Origin of the sequence: Parasalinivibrio latis, from assembly GCF_036825535.1 — a bacterium.
In the GTDB taxonomy this organism is placed as follows: Bacteria; Pseudomonadota; Gammaproteobacteria; order Enterobacterales; family Vibrionaceae; genus Parasalinivibrio; species Parasalinivibrio latis.
Genome location: NZ_CP098813.1, coordinates 988,863 through 1,004,909 on the forward strand (window position 1 = coordinate 988,863; position 16,047 = coordinate 1,004,909).

Below are 16,047 nucleotides of genomic sequence, written 5' to 3' on the forward strand. Positions count from 1 at the left end.
TTTACCTTTCATTTAGTAAACTGGATAAATATGAAGGAATAGTATTGATCAATGAGTGGCTTGTACTACATCGCTTTTTCTCCTTACGTAAACTATTGGTGAATCACATCACATTTGCGTTTGAGGAAGTGCCGGATGGCAAAGAATAGAACGATGTTGCTCTTTGTTTTTTCGACTTTTATTTCGGGGCTGGGAGGCGCGTTTCTTTTCCCGATCAGTTCTATTTATCTGGTTGAAGCACTGGGAGCATCACCGAAAATGCTCAGTGTTTATATGATGTCCAGTGTCATAGCTGGCATCACAGTATCCTACCAGCTTGCCAAACTGTCAGACCGTGGTTTCAGCCGGAAAAATCTGATTGCAGTGGCTATGGTCTGCTACTTTTTGACGGCTGTTATTTTTGCTTTCAACCGCGACTACTGGGTGGCGTTGGTAACGGTTGTTGTAGTGACCAGTATTTCTTCAGCGGCTTTTCCCCAGATATTCGCGCTTGGACGTGAATATGCTGATAGCTACTTGGGAGATAAAGGCACTCTATTTCTAAACACCATGCGCGCTGGTATCGCAATTGCTTGGGTTTGCGGTCCACCTTTGGCCTTTATGACGCAGGCTGAATACGGTTTTACCTATTCATTCCTGGTCACCGCCGCTTGCAGTTGTGTTTCCCTGATCGTCGCACTGAATCTGCCGGACATAGGATGCGCTCCAAATAACGAAGATGCTGGACTACCGGAAGTAAATAGTGCTTTCGTTCCCATTCCTTGGTACAGAAATGGGCAAGTTGTGCTGTTTTTTATTGCAGTTGTGTTGATGTTCTACGCCAACAATCTTTACATCATTTCGATGCCCCTCTACGTCACTCAGGATCTGGGTCTTCACAGTGGGATAGCAGGGAAGATGATGGGATTGGCTGCATTGAGTGAAATTCCAATAATGCTTGGAATTGGAATTGTCGCGTCCCGTCATGGTGCGCACCGCATCCTCATGATTGGTGTAGCTTTTGGTGCTGTGTTTTACGCGGGTATGCTCTCCTATTCCCTACCTTGGCAGATGATGACATTGCAAGTGTTTAACGGTCTGTTCATTGGGGCAACGGCCACCATGGGCATGGTAGTTATGCAGGATCTGATGAAAAATCAAATGGGTGTAGCCACTACGTTGTTTAGCAATGGCATGCAGACCAGCATGCTGCTATCAAGCATGACAATCGGTATCGTGGGGGAATATTTTAGTTATCATGAAGCCTTCTTTGTCAGTTTTATCATGGCGATGCTGTCCTTACTGACCATGGCTTTTCAAAGTGTGCTGAATCGAAGAAAAAGTGGCATTAATGGTGATGAATGCTTTGGTGAAACATCAGCATGATAGGAGCCAAATTATGCTCCCTCTTATACCGTATAAGAAGGTAAAATCGAAACGGAACGGTTGTATTTCTTTGAAAACCATAGGTTGCCGGGCAAAATTGAAACGTAGTCTTCGCTAAGGCACTCCACCTACGGGAATACAAGCCTCAGGGTATATGTATTGATTATTGTATTTCGTATACACATTAATGTGCTCAAAGGTAAAATATCTGACATTTATCGCTAGAATTTTGGGCGTTTTTTTATCATTTTTGCCGCATTAATCTCATCTTTATAATCTATACTCAAATCAGATAACTGCGCTTCATTTACTGGACGAGTAATGGTTATGGATACATGTAACATTATGCCCGCGGAAGAGTTTGAAAAATTATTTCCTGAAATACATCAACAGGTTTGTGAAGAGTTGGGGATGGGGTTTGTTCCTCTTATCTTTAGGATGGTTGCAGGTTTGAACCCCGCGATAGCTCTATCGTCATGGAACATGGTCAGATACAATTTATGCTCAGGGAGTATGCCGAGGATTACAAAGGAATTAATGTTTTCCTACGTAGCCCATAAAAAAAATTGCGAGTACTGTCTTACGGCGCACCATGCAATGGCAATCAAACATGGGTTTTCAGATGAAGAGATGAAAACTATTCTTGATGACCCCGATAATATAAGAAACAGATCACTGAGACTTCTTATTAAGTTCACTGACGCTTCACTAACTAATGACAATGAACGAATTGCAATATGTCGTGAAGAATTGGTTGACGCCGGATTCGATAGTAACGAAATTGCCGAAGTGGTTGGTATGGTATCTTGCGCCCTCTACATGGTTAACATTGCTGACAGCTTAGGTGTTGAGGCAGATAAAGGTTTCTATGACGTCATCGCGCAGAATGGTAAGGTGGCATGGGAGAGTTGAGATTCCTCTCCGATTATAACGATGAGCGGGATCGGAGAGAGCCCTCATCCGATTTGTCTGAGAATGTAAATCCTTATTCAGACAAGAGATCTATTGAAGAGTGCTTAAGAACTGCAAGTCTTTTGGAGTTAAGTGAAGATATAGAAGTAGACTCTGATTTTGAAAAAAACATGAGGAGCGTTTTTAAGAAAATCAGATTTTCAGTTGATATTGATAATTGTATTTTATTCCGATTTGTAGATGGTTTATGGTGGGAGTACATGATCCTTGTAAAGGATCGGAGATTGGAAAAAAAATGTAAATGGTTACGAGTATCAAAATCTAATTACACGACAATATTTTCCCTGTTTGAAGTCAGTCATAGTGTAACAGATGTTCATTGGGCATTGGACAATGCTGATTTATCTCTTTCAGAAATGTTAAATACCGGCAGAGTATATTTTGAGAGATTTAGGATGTCTTATGGTGGTGTAGCCTTTGTAACACCAAAAACATCCAATGAAGACATAGCAGAATTTGATAATGTGTATTTAAGTTATGTGGCAGCCATTATTTCTTATTGTGTTGATAAAGATATATCATCAGGTTATTTGGAAAGTCTATATTTAAAATTACAGAGTTTCGCTGAAGGCAACTCTACTGACTCAAGTTGTGTGAGTGTAACGCCAGCAATTTATATAAATCCTGAGACAGGATTTCACAGTAAATTGGGGTTCTTGAGGATCATGCAAAATATATTGCATGAAAGATGTAAGCAGTGTTGTGTTGTGGTGTTTTCCATTCAACGTGGTGGTAATTTTTCAAAATTACTTGATGAGGATCTGAAAGAAAAGATCCTAAACGATGCGAAAGAGCGTTTTTATCAAGTGTTCCCTGATAATAAAACACTATCAGAAATGGGCCGAAACGAATTGGCATTTACTGTTGTTAACCATGATGAAGAAAAAATAGTACAGCTGCTTACCCAACTTATTGATGAAACAAAAACTTTTGTTGAAGTGGATGGTTCTAGAGCTTCTTTTGACATAAAAGTAGGCTACAGCATGATTAATGGTGATGAAGTCCTGCCCGAAGACTTGGTTCGAAGGGCTGAAGTGGCTCACTATCAGGCTAAACATATCAATAATAAAAAAATTATTTGCTATGATGAAAAAATAGTTAAAGACCTTCAACTTCAACTTGAACTTGCCAAGTATTTACCAGGCGCTATTCGTGATGAAGAGTTTAGTCTGGTGTTTCAACCCATAATTAATCCATTTTGTGATGATAAGAAAATCAATTATTATGAAGCATTAATAAGATGGGAGCATCCAGAAAAGGGGCAGCTTCCACCTGATTTATTTATCGATCTCGCAGAAAAAAGCGGAGACATAATTCAACTTGGATATTGGGTCGTTGAAGAAGTTTGCCGCTGTCTCTCTAAGCCAAATGTCCCGAAAGATACTAAGGTTTCAGTGAACCTATCCGCTGTTCAATTTACTGAACCAGAACTGGTCGGTAATATTCACGAAATAGTCAGGCGCTTTTCTATTCAACCAAACCAAATAGTTGTTGAGATTACTGAAAACTCAGCAATGACTGACCATGAACTGACTATTTCAAAATTTAAAGAATTCAAAGAAGCGGGATTTTCAATTTCGATGGATGATTTTGGTACTGGTTATTCGTCATTGAGTTATTTGCTTAGCTTCGGTTATGACAACCTTAAAATAGACAAGAGCTTTATTAAAAACACGATGACAGATGAAGGTTGTGCGATCATCTGCAAAAAGGTCATTGAGCTTGCTCATGAGCTTTCATTAACCGTTATTTGTGAAGGAATCGAAACAAAAGAGCAGTTGGCTATGATTAAGGCATGGAATACTGACATGGTACAAGGGTACCTGATCAGTAAACCTTTACCCTGGAGTGAGTTCTATCCGTAATTGAATTTAAATCAAATGTCTGGTTTTAGGTGGTGAGAAATTTTCATCATTATTAAAAACATAATAGTATCAGTTAGTTGTTCGGTGTAAGAGTATTATTGGAAAATAACCGTTAAAAAAGTTGCGACCATTTCAGTATTGCTTCGTCTTTATGGGTACAACCTCTACGAAAAGAGATTACCCAATGATTAAAGTTGTCAGCTTCAAAATTTGTCCTTTTGTGCAGCGTGTTACTGCGGCATTAGAAGCAAAGAAAATCCCATACAAGATTGAATTCATCAGTCTGAAAGACAAACCGGACTGGTTTCTTGATGTCTCTCCCAACGGCCAGGTTCCACTTTTGATCACAGAGTCAGGTGCAGCCTTGTTTGAATCCGATGCCATTATAGAATTTATTGAGGATGAATATGGCCCGCTTGAGCATGGAGTGACAAATGAACAACGGGCGCTTGATCGAGCATGGAGTTATCTTGCTACCAAAAACTACATGACACAGTGCGGTACTATGAGTAGTAAGGGTCAAGAGACATTTAATCAACGTCTTGAACGATTGGATACTGTGTTTGCCAAGGCAGAGAGAAAACTTACCGGAAAGACCAAGTTTTTTAAATCCGACAAGTTGAGCAATGTGGACATTGCTTGGTTACCTTTGTTGCATCGAGCCGCTATCATCAAACAGCAAACCACCTTCGATTTTCTGTGTGGAAAACCCAAAATGCAGGCATGGCAGCGAGCATTGCTGGCCAGTGGATTAGGCCATATGTCGGTTGCAGAGGACTTCGAGGATGCCTTCAATGAATTTTACCTGAGAAATACCTATTTGAGCGAAGCCAAGTCCGGTTCTACTGGCAACAGTTGTGACACTGTAAGTTGTTGTATGTGATTTTTGAATAGCCCGGAATATTTCTGGGCTTTTTTTCTATGCGATACTTATATTCTTATTTTGTAGTATTCAATATGAATGTTGGCTCATTGCCATCGAACCAAAAACCACCAATTCTACCTATATGCCTGCTAGGGCTACTCTGAAAAAATCACACCTGTAAAAGAAACAAATAACTCTCTAGCAAATAAGATGGGAATTGGGGTCATTATGTCTTTAACAGGGAAAAATAATCAGCGCATTATAACCTGCCTACAATTTTTGGGGCTTGGAATGTGTTCACTTGGTGCAGTAGCAACGCCGCTGTCAATGGATAGCTCTTTCGGCATAAGCGGGAGATTGGAACTTAACCACTCAGAGTATTCAGGCAGCGATAAGCGGTCATATTTCAATGATGTGGAAAACAGCCCGGATGGTAAGTTTGTAGCGGTTGGGCACGTATCAAAATCTGCAAGTGAGTACAGCTTACTGGTGGTTAAACATCTGGAAGATGGTTCTTTTGATACCAGTTTTGACGATGACGGCAAGCTGATATTGTCACTGACCGATGATGACAAAGGTATTGCAATGGCGGTGCAAGGAGACGGGAAAATCCTTGTATTGGTAGAGACCAAGAAAGCGGGGACCTCGTATACATCCATTGAGGTTATTCGATTTAATGTTGATGGAACACTTGACCAGAACTTTGCTACCAACGGGAGATATGAAATTCTTCCGGTTACGTCACCTAACACCTTACGCGCAAAGGATATTGGCCTTACTTCCACCGGCAAGATCGTGGTGTTGTACCAAGAGCGGTTTGATACCACAGGCTTTAATCGATATGACTCGAAAATTATTCAATTAACTACCGCCGGTGTTCCTGAGCCAACCTTTACTGCTGTCACGGCGAACCCTGTTGTCGTAGGAAACAAAGCAGATCATTCTATTGAACTAGAAAAATTCAGCTTCGATGATACTGATGCAATTTATGTGTCTGGTCGAATGATAGGATTGGACAGTGGAACATTAAGATTCGGAAGGATACTCGGGAAATATACACATCAAGGGAATACCACTAATTTCGGAGGGTCTGTAAATGGGGTTAATTTCTGGTATTCACATGAAGATCTGACAGCATCAACATCAACTCAACCTCCTCAATCACAGGACGTGCTGAAAAGTACTATTGTACTTGCCGACGGGAATATCCTCAGCGGAGGATGTGATGAGCATGGGAATCCATTTAGCCAAAAGAATGATGCGTCAGGTAATTTGGTAAGCAGCTATGGTGGAAATGGCGTAAAGACACACAGCTATTTGTCTGGAAGTACCGGCTATGGTGCAGTATGCGTTAATGAACTGAGTTATTTTCCTGGGTTGGGCGTTGTAGCAATCGGTCAAGACAATGGATCCCAATTTATTGCAACAATAAATGAAAATGACGGCACAGAAATTCAGAGTTCGACTGGCGATCTTCTTTTTTCATCGACCAATAACGGCGCCTCGACTAACCCCGCATCCAGTAACGGTACGGTCAGCGCGATAGCAGTATTGAAAAATGGAAAGATCATTGTCGCCGGAACCAGCGGAATTCCATACAACACAGGGAGCCATGTGGATTCTTCATTGATTAAATTCGACGGTCAGGCGTTGCCTTCCGCCTCTTTTTCAATCAATGCATTAAACTTCAGTTCTGTTACAACGCAAGATAAATCTACTAAGCTAACGTCGAATACAGAAACATTTACGATTAGTCCTGCAACATCTTCTATATCCGCCAATGTCTTTAATGGGACGTATGAGTTTGACAATAAACCGCTCTCTGTAGGTGTTTCTGGTGCACCTTTTTCTGTTGATGATGGAGATAATATTCGCTTATCACATGTCTCTGGTGCAAACGATGGTGACATCACAAGTACTTATTTGATTGTAAGTACTAACGTTGGGTATCACAGAAACAACAATTCTTGGAATGCAAATAATGACATATACTCCTTTACATCGACTATAGGTAATCCAAACAATTCGAACGCATCGCCATCGCCATCGCCATCGCCATTACCCGACGAAACTAATGGCAAAAAGGATGATGACCACTGGTTGTTTGGTGCTTCCTTTGGTCCAGTGTGGCTGTCTCTTATCTTTATCTTTGGATGGGTAAGAAGATATTTTAATTAAAATAGTGGATTTCGAGGTGGGTATGAGAAAATACCTGCCTCATTCACATTCATTTGAGTTAGTATCGTTACGTTGTTATGAGTTTAGTTGCTTTCTGTTTTTTGAATTGAGTTGCCTAACGAGGAAGGCTCGAGAAGAGATACCCAGCTTTTGATAGATCTTTACGAGATGATTCTCTACGGTTTTTTGGGAGATATTCAATTTCGTCGCAATTAAGTTGTTTTTGAACCCTTGACTTATATAATAACAAACAAGGAGTTCCTTAGGAGATAGGGACTTAAAATCGTCGCCAAAGTCAACAGCATTGGCGAGATAATAATCATCACTTTTATTAACTGTTACAATGATACCGGAAGCAGCAAAAATTGATTCACCTGAATATAGATTCTTAATACTATCCCTATTTAATTTAAATGCTTTCTCTTTAACTAACTGAGAAAATCCGCCATCTTCTTCAAGCATTACTCCATCGCTATTGAATATTGCGATGATTTTACATTCTTTTTTATCTCCCATATAAAAATTAGACAGTAAATTTAATCTAAAACTTTCCGCTAAATGAGGCAATATAAAAAGTATGACGCGAGTAAACGTCTCACTATTAGGTTGTAACGAACTAGGTTGCAATGATGCGTAGCTAAAACTAAGGGCGTGGTAAACACCAGATTCTTGTGCCTGATAACTGAACAAGGCTGCTCCAGAATCTGAATTTTGAAAAGGGTTACGGCTTATTAGCCAGTCACAGGAGGAGGTATTGAGTAAACTTGCTAAGTTTTGGGTACACCAAAGTCGAAAGCTCGGTGTTGATAGCAGTTGGCTTTGATGGTAAAGCCCTGCAATATATAGGCTTAATTCAGGTGTTAAAATACATGTGTCATTTTCTAATGCCATTTATACTCCGAAAGTAACGCGATTGCTTGATACCGTGAGGAAACATTGAGTAGTTTATTGATGTCTTTTAGATGACTATTGACCGAATTTTGCGAGATAAAAAGCTTACGAGCAATTTCTTTGTTCGATAATCCCTTACAGAGCAAATCACATATTTGGATTTTTCTTTTACTCAATGAATCCCATATGGGTAATGTTTCTACTTCTATATAGTACAGTCCATCATAGTTGGTGATATTGATAAGTATGTTTTTCTCTTTTTTGAATGCTGGGTTCTGTATCTTTTCAGTATCGATTTTATTATTGTATAGAACCTCTAGCTCGATAGCTAAGTGAGTGAAACGTTCTTCTGATTCTATAATATGACCGTGTTTGTCGACTACCCCTCTTAAGCAAAGGGTTTTATCCTTATTTTTACTTAAAGAAGAGATGAGATTGATTCGTAATGACTCAACTAGATTAGGTACGACAAACTGAATTATCTTTTTTTCTTCAAACGTGAAATTTTGATGATTTACGCCACGTCCAAATGAAAAAGTATTTACTATTCCTGTATTATTATTCACCATCATCATAACGACCGAATTTTCAATGTCATATTTTTTGCAATGAAGAAGATATAAATCAGATTTGTAGTAAATGTCTTTATCAATGATATCCAGAACGTCAAATGCCTTGTTTAGGTTTTCCAATAAGAATTTTGTTATGTAAACTGCGGATTCTGATACTGAACTCAATTCTATGTAATGCTGCATCACACCATCAGGAAGATTATAAGTAAACGAATCATGGTCAAAGTAGGGTGTGTCTACTTCTGAACGCGTTATCCAAAACCCCATATCGATATGAACTAGCTCTTTAAGCCTGTCCATTGCCGCCTGCTTAAACTCGGAGATAGGTAGCCTGTAAGCAAGTTTGTATATATCAACAATACACTGACTTACGGAGGAATCATGATTCATTTTAAATTCAGAGATGCCTAATTTAATTGTTATTAATAATATTGCTAATAAGTGATAATAGTATTGATTGCATCGGGTTGTCTATAGTGAGAAGGAGGATGCAATAATAACGTAACACGTCGGAGAGTCAGAATAGTTGGACATGGCTGTTGGTTAAGACATAACTATATCCAGCAGATTAGATATAATGGGTGCTTTTAATAAGGTGTTAGCAAACTGGAGTAAACGGATAATGTCCACGTAATTAACGGATACCACGAAAAATATACTGCTATAAATTAGGGTCACTGCTGTGCGCTGAACCTATGAAATAAGAGAATTAACTGCCCACACTTTTTTAGCCAACTCTCTGATATTACGGTTTTTTCCGTTACCCTAATTTCTGCAAATACCGAGATGTGATAAATAGAGCCTGCAATATCGTTCAATAACTTCGTTTCTGAATAACTTACTCTCACTACTATAGTGAGGAGAAAGCCAATGAACAGTTTGATTGCAGCTATGACGGTATTTGCTTTTGTCGGTGCAGTAACGCCGGGGCCGGTTAACCTGCTCGCGACCAGCACTGCAGTGAACCTCGGTTTTAGACACGCGGTTTGGCATGTATTAGGGGCATCATTTGCCTATGCGTTTGTGGTGTTTGTTTCCGGCAGTGTGATGCATTCACTGCTAAAACTGCTTCCAAAGATGGAAATGCTTATGCAGATTGCCGGCACGCTGTTTTTGCTCTATTTGGCTTTTAAGATATATGCGACGTCACCAGGTACTTTCTCCGGGGAGCGTTCACCAAATGGTGGGTTGGTCACCGGCTCTCTGACGCAGCTTCTGAATCCTAAAGCGTGGTTGTACGCTACATCCGGCGTCAGTATTTATGTCATAGGTCAGGAAAATGAAGGTTTAGCGCTATCTGCATTTATCGTCGTATCATTGATTGTTTGCATGCTTGGTGTGGGTGTCTGGGCGGCACTTGGCCGGGTTTTGGTCAATCATCTTGAAAATCCTGCCAGACAACGCCAGTTTAATAAAGGGATGGCGTTTTTACTGTTTGGTACCGTAGCGATGATTTGGATGTAAGCAGGGAGGTGACATGAAGAAGGATGAAAGTGCCAGTTTTAAGCAAAGTACTGTGCTCCCATGGATAGAAATGCGTGTCGCCAATCAAAGCCGTGCTTGTTATGAAGCGCACTCCCACGATGAATTTTCTTTTGGGATGATCGAGCAGGGTAGTGCTGAGTACAGAAACCGTCACAAAATTCACCGAATTGGTAACGGCGATATGGTTACCATCAATCCAGGGGATGTCCATTCGTGTAACCCGGATAAAGGAACCTGGTCTTACAACATGTTGTTTGTCGATGCTAAGGAATTAGGGGATGTCCAACGGGATGTGTTGCAACAAACTTGTCTGGACTATGTACCTTTTAACGCTGATGTATCAGAGAACCCATTAACGTTCAGTCGCTTTCAGTCTCTCCTCAATGCTCTGGGGGATGAATCATCTCGCCTACAAGCTCAGGCTTGCGTTTATGATTTCGTTGAATCTTGTTGGGGTGTTGTTCCCACGTATGGGAGAAATAACTTTGAAAGTGTGGATCCCGGCATTGGTCGAATAAAGGAAAAGCTTCTGGATGAGATTGATAATGCCCATCAGCTGGAAGATCTGGCAAAAGAAGCGGGTATGAGCCGTTACCAATTGCTGAGAGCGTTCAAAAATGAATATGGCTTACCGCCGTATGCTTTCCTGATTGATGAGAGAATTAAGCGTGCGAAGGTGATGCTTAAAACCGGTCAGACGATATCAGATGTTGCATTGCAACTGGGGTTTTCTGACCAAGCACATTTTCAACGGCATTTTAAAAAGAAACTGGCTGTTACGCCTAGATATTACCAGTCGCACTTTGAAAATCCCCTTCAGAAAAATCCTATCGGCAAATAGAAATCCAGCTCAAATCTTTCGTCTTCGCGCAGGAAATGGTTCTTGTGATAGTGGACATATGCAGGACTGGAGCGCATTTTGAATCCGGATGAAGGTAGCCATTTCTCCAAAACCATACTGATTTGGGGGAGCAGTTCACCGTATACCCCATTCAAGGGAAATACCGCGTGAAGACCACCTGGTATTACCATTTGGTTAACGACACTCCGGTATTTCAACGGTTTGTCGATGTTGATACAGGCAACGTAACGACATTTATCCAGTTTTACCCAGGCGGGGTTTGAGTGATGCAGGCCAAATTGCAAGGAGGCATCGCGGTTTTCTGATACTGCCCAGGCTTTTAGGATGAGCCAGGCATTTTTTATAGACCGGTTGTAACCCGTATGGCGTACGTAGGCGGCGAGCCTGTCAGGCACTTCAATGATCCGAGGCTGGGGTAACGATGTACCTTCTACTCTCCGGTACCCATCAGCAATCTCTGGGTCAGACAGGTAAGGTTTTTCTGCTACTTGCAAATCCTGTCTTCGCCATTCCCCCGGGGCGACGTTAAAGGTGTCCTTGAAAGCCCGGCTGAATGATGAAACTGAGCTGAAACCGCATTTATTTGCAACTTCATTGACCGAAGCGTCTGTATCGAACATCAATTGGTTTGCTGCAAACTCCATACGGATGCGGCGAATGTACTGGTGTATCGACTCACCAACAACGTTTTTGAATATACGGTGAAAATGCTGCTCAGAGTACGCTGCAACTGCTGCCAGCTCTTTGGCTGACAACGTTCGGCTGATGTCTTTGTGAATGTGAAACAGTACATCATTGATGCGTGAAATGTGTTGCCTGTTCATCGTTCAAATAGCATAAATGGACATAAGTTAGAGCATAAATGGACATTCGAATAACAGCAATGCCATGTAGTATTTTTAAAGGACTTAGACCATTCAATCAGGAAGCAAAATGGAAGTTGCAAAATCCCTTCAACAAATCCCTTCATCGTATATCCGGGAAATACTTGCCGCCGCATGTGATAAGAGCGTTATCTCCCTGGCAGGTGGCCTTCCTGATGAAAAAACGTTTCCAATCGACCTGATGAAACCGACATTGGAAGGTCTCTGTCAGATGCCAGAGGTATTCCAATATGGATCGACGGCCGGGTATGGGCCACTACTGTCCCATTTAAAAGGATATTTTGATCTCCCGGACAGCCACAGTGTGATGGTTACCACAGGATCCCAACAGGGCTTGGATCTTATCGCCCGCGCATACATCAACCCCGGTGATGCGGTAGTAATGGAAGCTCCCAGCTATCTAGGTGCTATGCAGGTCTTCGGTTTGGTACAAGCTGACATTGTGACGGTTCCGCAAACGGAGTTTGGCCCTGATTTGGATAAGCTGGAATCCTGTTTTTCAGAAAAATCACCCAAGATGTTTTATGCCGTACCGGATTTCCACAATCCAACAGGTGTTTGCTGGTCGTTGGAAACCCGTATAAGAGTGGCGGAGCTTTGTATTAAATACAATGTGGCGTTTATAGAAGATGCACCCTACAGGGAGCTTCGGTTTTCTGGTGAGGCGGTTCAGTTGGTATCAGATTTCTGCCCCCAGCACTCAATCGTTTTGCGGTCGTTTTCAAAAATCGGCTCACCGGGGCTTCGCGTTGCCGCCGTAAGTGGGAAAAGCAGTTTTATTGAACCGTTGATAAAGATTAAACAAGGCGCAGATTTACATTCCAGCGTCCCAATGCAAGCTCTGCTTCTTGGCCTTTTGAAGCACAAAGGATTTGAAAAACATATTGAGGCAATCCGTTCACTGTATAAATCCCGCTATGAACGCCTGTTTACCGAACTGAAAAAACAGCTTCCTGAAACCTGCTTGGTTAAGCCTGTTGATGGCGGAATGTTTGTGTGGGTAGAGCTGCCTGAGTGCGATACGTTCTCGCTTGCGAAGGATCTGTTGGCAAATGGTGTTGCAGTCGTACCCAGCCCGGTGTTTTATCCCGACCCCAATGGTGCAAAAGCAGCATTACGCCTTAATTTTACCAATGCCGAACCTGAAGAGTTGGCAGAAGCAGTGCGGCGATTGGCGCAGGTGCTCTAAGGCTTGTTGCCGCCATTGGAAAAGAAAAAAGCCATGCCAGGATCGGCATGGCTTTTGTCATCACGAAAACTATTACGCCATTTCCACCAGTCGGTAAGCTACCCGGTAGCTGTCCGCAAATGACGGTATCGGCAGGAACTCGTAAGGGCTGTGGAAGTTATGGGCACCGGTGAAGAAGTTTGGTGTGAACAGCCCTCGGGCAGACAGGGCTGAACCGTCGGTACCGCCACGCATGGCGATGGTTTTTGCAGGGATATCCAGATCTGCAAGTGCTGCGTAAAGACGATCCAGTGCTTCGGTATTCTCTCCCATTGCCTGGGCAATGTTTCCGTAAACATCATCAACCGCCAGCTCGATTACCGCTTTAGGGTGCTTGGTTTTCAGAAAGCACACTAGGGATTCCAGATACGCCTTTCGGTGCTCATAGCTTTCCTGATCAAAATCGCGGATAGCGACTGAAACGCTGGCGCGGTTTTGGCTGCCGGCCATATCTGTGACCCAGAAGTAGCCTTCTCGCCCTTCAGTTTGTTCCGGCTTACCCATGTCATTCAGCATGCTGATAAAATCTGCAGCCACCAAGTTCGGGTTAACCAGTACATTTTTGGCGCTCATCGGATGGGCGGTAATGCCTTCAACTTTCAGTGTGGCACTGCCGGCATTGAAGGTTTCATAAATGACCTCCCCACGCTCGCAACAATCGATGGTGTAGCAATGATCTACCGGGAACAAATCAAGTGGCAGCGCCTTGGCTCCCCTCAATCCGATCTCTTCATCCGGAACGAAGGCAAAATAGATATCTCCGTGGTCCCTGCCGGTGTCTCTGAGATTCTTTGCCAGTGTCATCATGACTGAAATTGCGGCTTTGTTGTCAGCACCGAGCACACTGGTACCGTCTGTAAATAAAATGTCCTGACCACGGTATTTCGCCAACTCGGGATGGGTTTCTTCACTAATATTGAACTGGATTACATCATTCAGGCAAAGGGGTTTTCCTTCATACCTAACCAGCTGTGGATAGATATCTGCACTCAGGCCAACATCTACAGTGTCCAGGTGGGCAACAAAGCCAATGGACTTTGCACTGCCTTTTGTGCCTGGCAATCTGGCGATCAGGATGCCGGATTCCATCAGTTTTGTTTCGTTATAGCCGAGGCTGATCAAGTCACTTTGCAGCAAGGCAGCAAGCTGTTTCTGCCCCTCTGAGGAGGGAAGCGCCGGGTTGGCAGCATCAGACTGGCTGCTTACAGCCACATAGCGACGGAAATAGTCAATCAGGGTAGATTCGAGATTCATTGTGTTTCCTTTAAGTGCGGCCGGGTTGGCCGCACATCAAATCATTACAGGCCGTAGGTATAGCCACTGTTAAATCCAAGTGGGATCTCAAAGCCCCAGAACAGGTACAGCATAACAGTCAGGGCGACCAGCAGGCCGATAGAGTAAGGCACCATCATTGAAACGAGAGTACCGATACCGGATTGCGAACAATAACGCTGCATGTACGAAATAATCAGCGGGTAGAAAGCAAACATAGGGGTGCTCACGTTGATGGCGCTGTCTGAGATACGGAAAGCGGCCTGCGTCAGTTCCGGCGACAGGCCGACGGCCATCAGCATTGGAACCAGCACCGGGGCAAGGATCGCCCATTTGGAAGAGGCCGATGTGATAATGAGGTTAAGACACGCGGTCAGCAGAATGACGCCGAGGATAGTGAGCTGTCCCGGCATGTTCAGTGCTTTCAGGCCCTCAGCGCCTGACAGGGCAATCAGGCTGCCGATATTGGATTTTCCAAAACAGTACAGGAACTGAGCACAAAAGAAGGCGAACACGATAAAGGAGACCAGCGAAACCGTGATGTTTTCCATCGATTTGGTGACATCCTTGGCGGTCTGGAACTTCTTGCTGATAAAGCCATAAACCAGTCCGGGAACAGCGAAAAAAACCAACAGCAGGGGAACGATGGTCTGCATAGCAGGTGCCTGCGGGCTGGTTAATGAGCCGTCCGGTGCGCGAAACAGTGAGCTCTCTGGCACCATCAATGCCACACAAAGCGCAATTAGGCCGAGAAGGGTGTAGTTGGCAATACGGAATGCGCGGGTTTCGCTTTCCGAAAGTTTCTCGCTGCCTTCCTCGATTTGTTCCACATCGACCGGCAGGGTTTTGGCAAGTCGCGGCTCGACAATTTTGTCGGTCACATACCAGCAGGTACCAATGACGGCAAAGGTGGATGCAACAGAATAGAAGTAGTTACACAGCACATTGACGGTGTATGTAGGGTCAAGGACGCGGGCACCGGTTTCAGTAAAGCCCGCCAGAATTGGGTCGATTATTGATGGCGTGTATGATGCGGTGAAGCCGCCGGCGAGGCCGGCAAAACCGGCTGCGATACCAGCCAAAGGGTGTTTACCGGTTTTATAAAAAATGTAAGCGGAGACCGGCATCAGGATAACGTAAGCGGAATCTGAGGCTACGTGAGCCAGTACACCAATAAAAATTACTGAAGGCGTGACGGCTGACATAGGTACAACTGAAAGCAATTTTTTCAGTGCGGTGGTGATGTACCCGGAGCCTTCAGCGATACCGATTCCCAGCGTTGCCACAATAACAATGCCCAGTGGTGGGAAGTTGACAAAGTTTTTCACCATGGAAGTGAAAAGCCCCATCATTTCATTGGCAGTGAGCAGGTTGAGTACCTGTATAGGCTGTTGGGTCAGCGGGTGGATGTAACTGAATTCAATTTTTGACAACAGAAAAGAGAGACCGATACACAGCAAAGTGGCAATAAAGAAAAGCATGGTGATATCGGGGATCCTGTTACCGATGTCTTCTATTCGGTCAAGCCAGGTTCTGGTGGGTTTACCCAGGGAGGCAACGCGGGTAGTCATGAGAAATTCCTTATACAACATTCCAAACACAGCGTAA

Annotated in this window: 13 protein-coding genes; 8 read left to right on the plus strand and 5 right to left on the minus strand. The window is 43.2% G+C overall.

All coding sequences use genetic code 11. The annotated features are described in order from the left end of the window. Positions 1–135 precede the first annotated feature (135 nt). From NF212_RS21420 to NF212_RS21440, 5 genes are all read left to right on the plus strand, one after another. A complete protein-coding gene (locus NF212_RS21420) occupies positions 136–1,365 on the plus strand; it encodes a sugar efflux transporter (RefSeq protein WP_434360955.1) in 1,230 nt (409 codons plus the stop codon). 321 nt (positions 1,366–1,686) lie between these two features. After that, positions 1,687–2,277 (plus strand): carboxymuconolactone decarboxylase family protein, encoded by a 591-nt coding sequence (locus tag NF212_RS21425; RefSeq protein WP_434360956.1) that lies wholly within the window; start codon positions 1,687–1,689, stop codon positions 2,275–2,277. Next, positions 2,265–4,202, plus strand: a complete 1,938-nt coding sequence (locus tag NF212_RS21430; RefSeq protein WP_434360957.1) for a putative bifunctional diguanylate cyclase/phosphodiesterase — start codon at positions 2,265–2,267, stop codon at positions 4,200–4,202. Before NF212_RS21425 ends, NF212_RS21430 begins: the two co-directional genes overlap by 13 nt. A gap of 184 nt (positions 4,203–4,386) precedes the next feature. Further along, positions 4,387–5,085, plus strand: a complete 699-nt coding sequence (locus NF212_RS21435; protein ID WP_434360958.1) for a glutathione S-transferase family protein — start codon at positions 4,387–4,389, stop codon at positions 5,083–5,085. Positions 5,086–5,295: 210 nt separating this feature from the next. Further along, on the plus strand, positions 5,296–7,245 hold the full coding sequence (locus tag NF212_RS21440; protein WP_434360959.1) for a hypothetical protein: 1,950 nt from the start codon (positions 5,296–5,298) through the stop codon (positions 7,243–7,245). A 75-nt stretch (positions 7,246–7,320) separates the two neighbouring features. Here NF212_RS21440 and NF212_RS21445 read toward each other — a convergent pair whose 3' ends face one another. After that, positions 7,321–8,136: a LuxR C-terminal-related transcriptional regulator gene (locus tag NF212_RS21445; RefSeq protein WP_434360960.1), complete on the minus strand. Its 816-nt coding sequence runs from the start codon at positions 8,134–8,136 to the stop codon at positions 7,321–7,323. Continuing rightward, on the minus strand, positions 8,127–9,008 hold the full coding sequence (locus tag NF212_RS21450; RefSeq protein ID WP_434360961.1) for a helix-turn-helix domain-containing protein: 882 nt from the start codon (positions 9,006–9,008) through the stop codon (positions 8,127–8,129). The genes NF212_RS21445 and NF212_RS21450 overlap by 10 nt, the downstream gene beginning before the upstream one ends. 570 nt (positions 9,009–9,578) lie before the next feature. Between NF212_RS21450 and NF212_RS21455 the strand changes: the two genes are divergently transcribed. Next, entirely contained in the window at positions 9,579–10,172 is a 594-nt protein-coding gene (locus tag NF212_RS21455; protein WP_434360962.1) for a LysE family translocator, read from the plus strand. Positions 10,173–10,185: 13 nt separating this feature from the next. Further along, positions 10,186–11,034, plus strand: coding sequence for an AraC family transcriptional regulator (locus NF212_RS21460; protein ID WP_434360963.1), 849 nt, complete (start codon positions 10,186–10,188; stop codon positions 11,032–11,034). Here NF212_RS21460 and NF212_RS21465 read toward each other — a convergent pair. After that, positions 11,010–11,879 (minus strand): AraC family transcriptional regulator, encoded by an 870-nt coding sequence (locus NF212_RS21465; RefSeq protein ID WP_434360964.1) that lies wholly within the window; start codon positions 11,877–11,879, stop codon positions 11,010–11,012. The genes NF212_RS21460 and NF212_RS21465 overlap by 25 nt on opposite strands. 109 nt (positions 11,880–11,988) lie before the next feature. Here NF212_RS21465 and NF212_RS21470 point away from each other — a divergent pair, with 109 nt between their 5' ends. After that, on the plus strand, positions 11,989–13,128 hold the full coding sequence (locus NF212_RS21470) for a PLP-dependent aminotransferase family protein (protein WP_434360965.1): 1,140 nt from the start codon (positions 11,989–11,991) through the stop codon (positions 13,126–13,128). 72 nt (positions 13,129–13,200) lie between these two features. Here NF212_RS21470 and pepT read toward each other — a convergent pair whose 3' ends face one another. After that, entirely contained in the window at positions 13,201–14,421 is a 1,221-nt protein-coding gene (pepT, locus tag NF212_RS21475; RefSeq protein ID WP_434360966.1) for a peptidase T, read from the minus strand. A 44-nt stretch (positions 14,422–14,465) separates the two neighbouring features. Beyond that, entirely contained in the window at positions 14,466–16,010 is a 1,545-nt protein-coding gene (locus NF212_RS21480) for an AbgT family transporter (protein WP_434360967.1), read from the minus strand. Positions 16,011–16,047 lie beyond the last annotated feature (37 nt).

Coding starts and splice junctions, on each gene's coding strand:
- NF212_RS21420 (WP_434360955.1), top strand. CDS start 136: ATGGCAAAGAATAGAACGATGTTGCTCTTTGTTTTTTCGACTTTTATT.
- NF212_RS21425 (WP_434360956.1), top strand. CDS start 1,687: ATGGTTATGGATACATGTAACATTATGCCCGCGGAAGAGTTTGAAAAA.
- NF212_RS21430 (WP_434360957.1), top strand. CDS start 2,265: ATGGGAGAGTTGAGATTCCTCTCCGATTATAACGATGAGCGGGATCGG.
- NF212_RS21435 (WP_434360958.1), top strand. CDS start 4,387: ATGATTAAAGTTGTCAGCTTCAAAATTTGTCCTTTTGTGCAGCGTGTT.
- NF212_RS21440 (WP_434360959.1), top strand. CDS start 5,296: ATGTCTTTAACAGGGAAAAATAATCAGCGCATTATAACCTGCCTACAA.
- NF212_RS21445 (WP_434360960.1), bottom strand. CDS start 8,136: ATGGCATTAGAAAATGACACATGTATTTTAACACCTGAATTAAGCCTA.
- NF212_RS21450 (WP_434360961.1), bottom strand. CDS start 9,008: ATGGACAGGCTTAAAGAGCTAGTTCATATCGATATGGGGTTTTGGATA.
- NF212_RS21455 (WP_434360962.1), top strand. CDS start 9,579: ATGAACAGTTTGATTGCAGCTATGACGGTATTTGCTTTTGTCGGTGCA.
- NF212_RS21460 (WP_434360963.1), top strand. CDS start 10,186: ATGAAGAAGGATGAAAGTGCCAGTTTTAAGCAAAGTACTGTGCTCCCA.
- NF212_RS21465 (WP_434360964.1), bottom strand. CDS start 11,879: ATGAACAGGCAACACATTTCACGCATCAATGATGTACTGTTTCACATT.
- NF212_RS21470 (WP_434360965.1), top strand. CDS start 11,989: ATGGAAGTTGCAAAATCCCTTCAACAAATCCCTTCATCGTATATCCGG.
- pepT (WP_434360966.1), bottom strand. CDS start 14,421: ATGAATCTCGAATCTACCCTGATTGACTATTTCCGTCGCTATGTGGCT.
- NF212_RS21480 (WP_434360967.1), bottom strand. CDS start 16,010: ATGACTACCCGCGTTGCCTCCCTGGGTAAACCCACCAGAACCTGGCTT.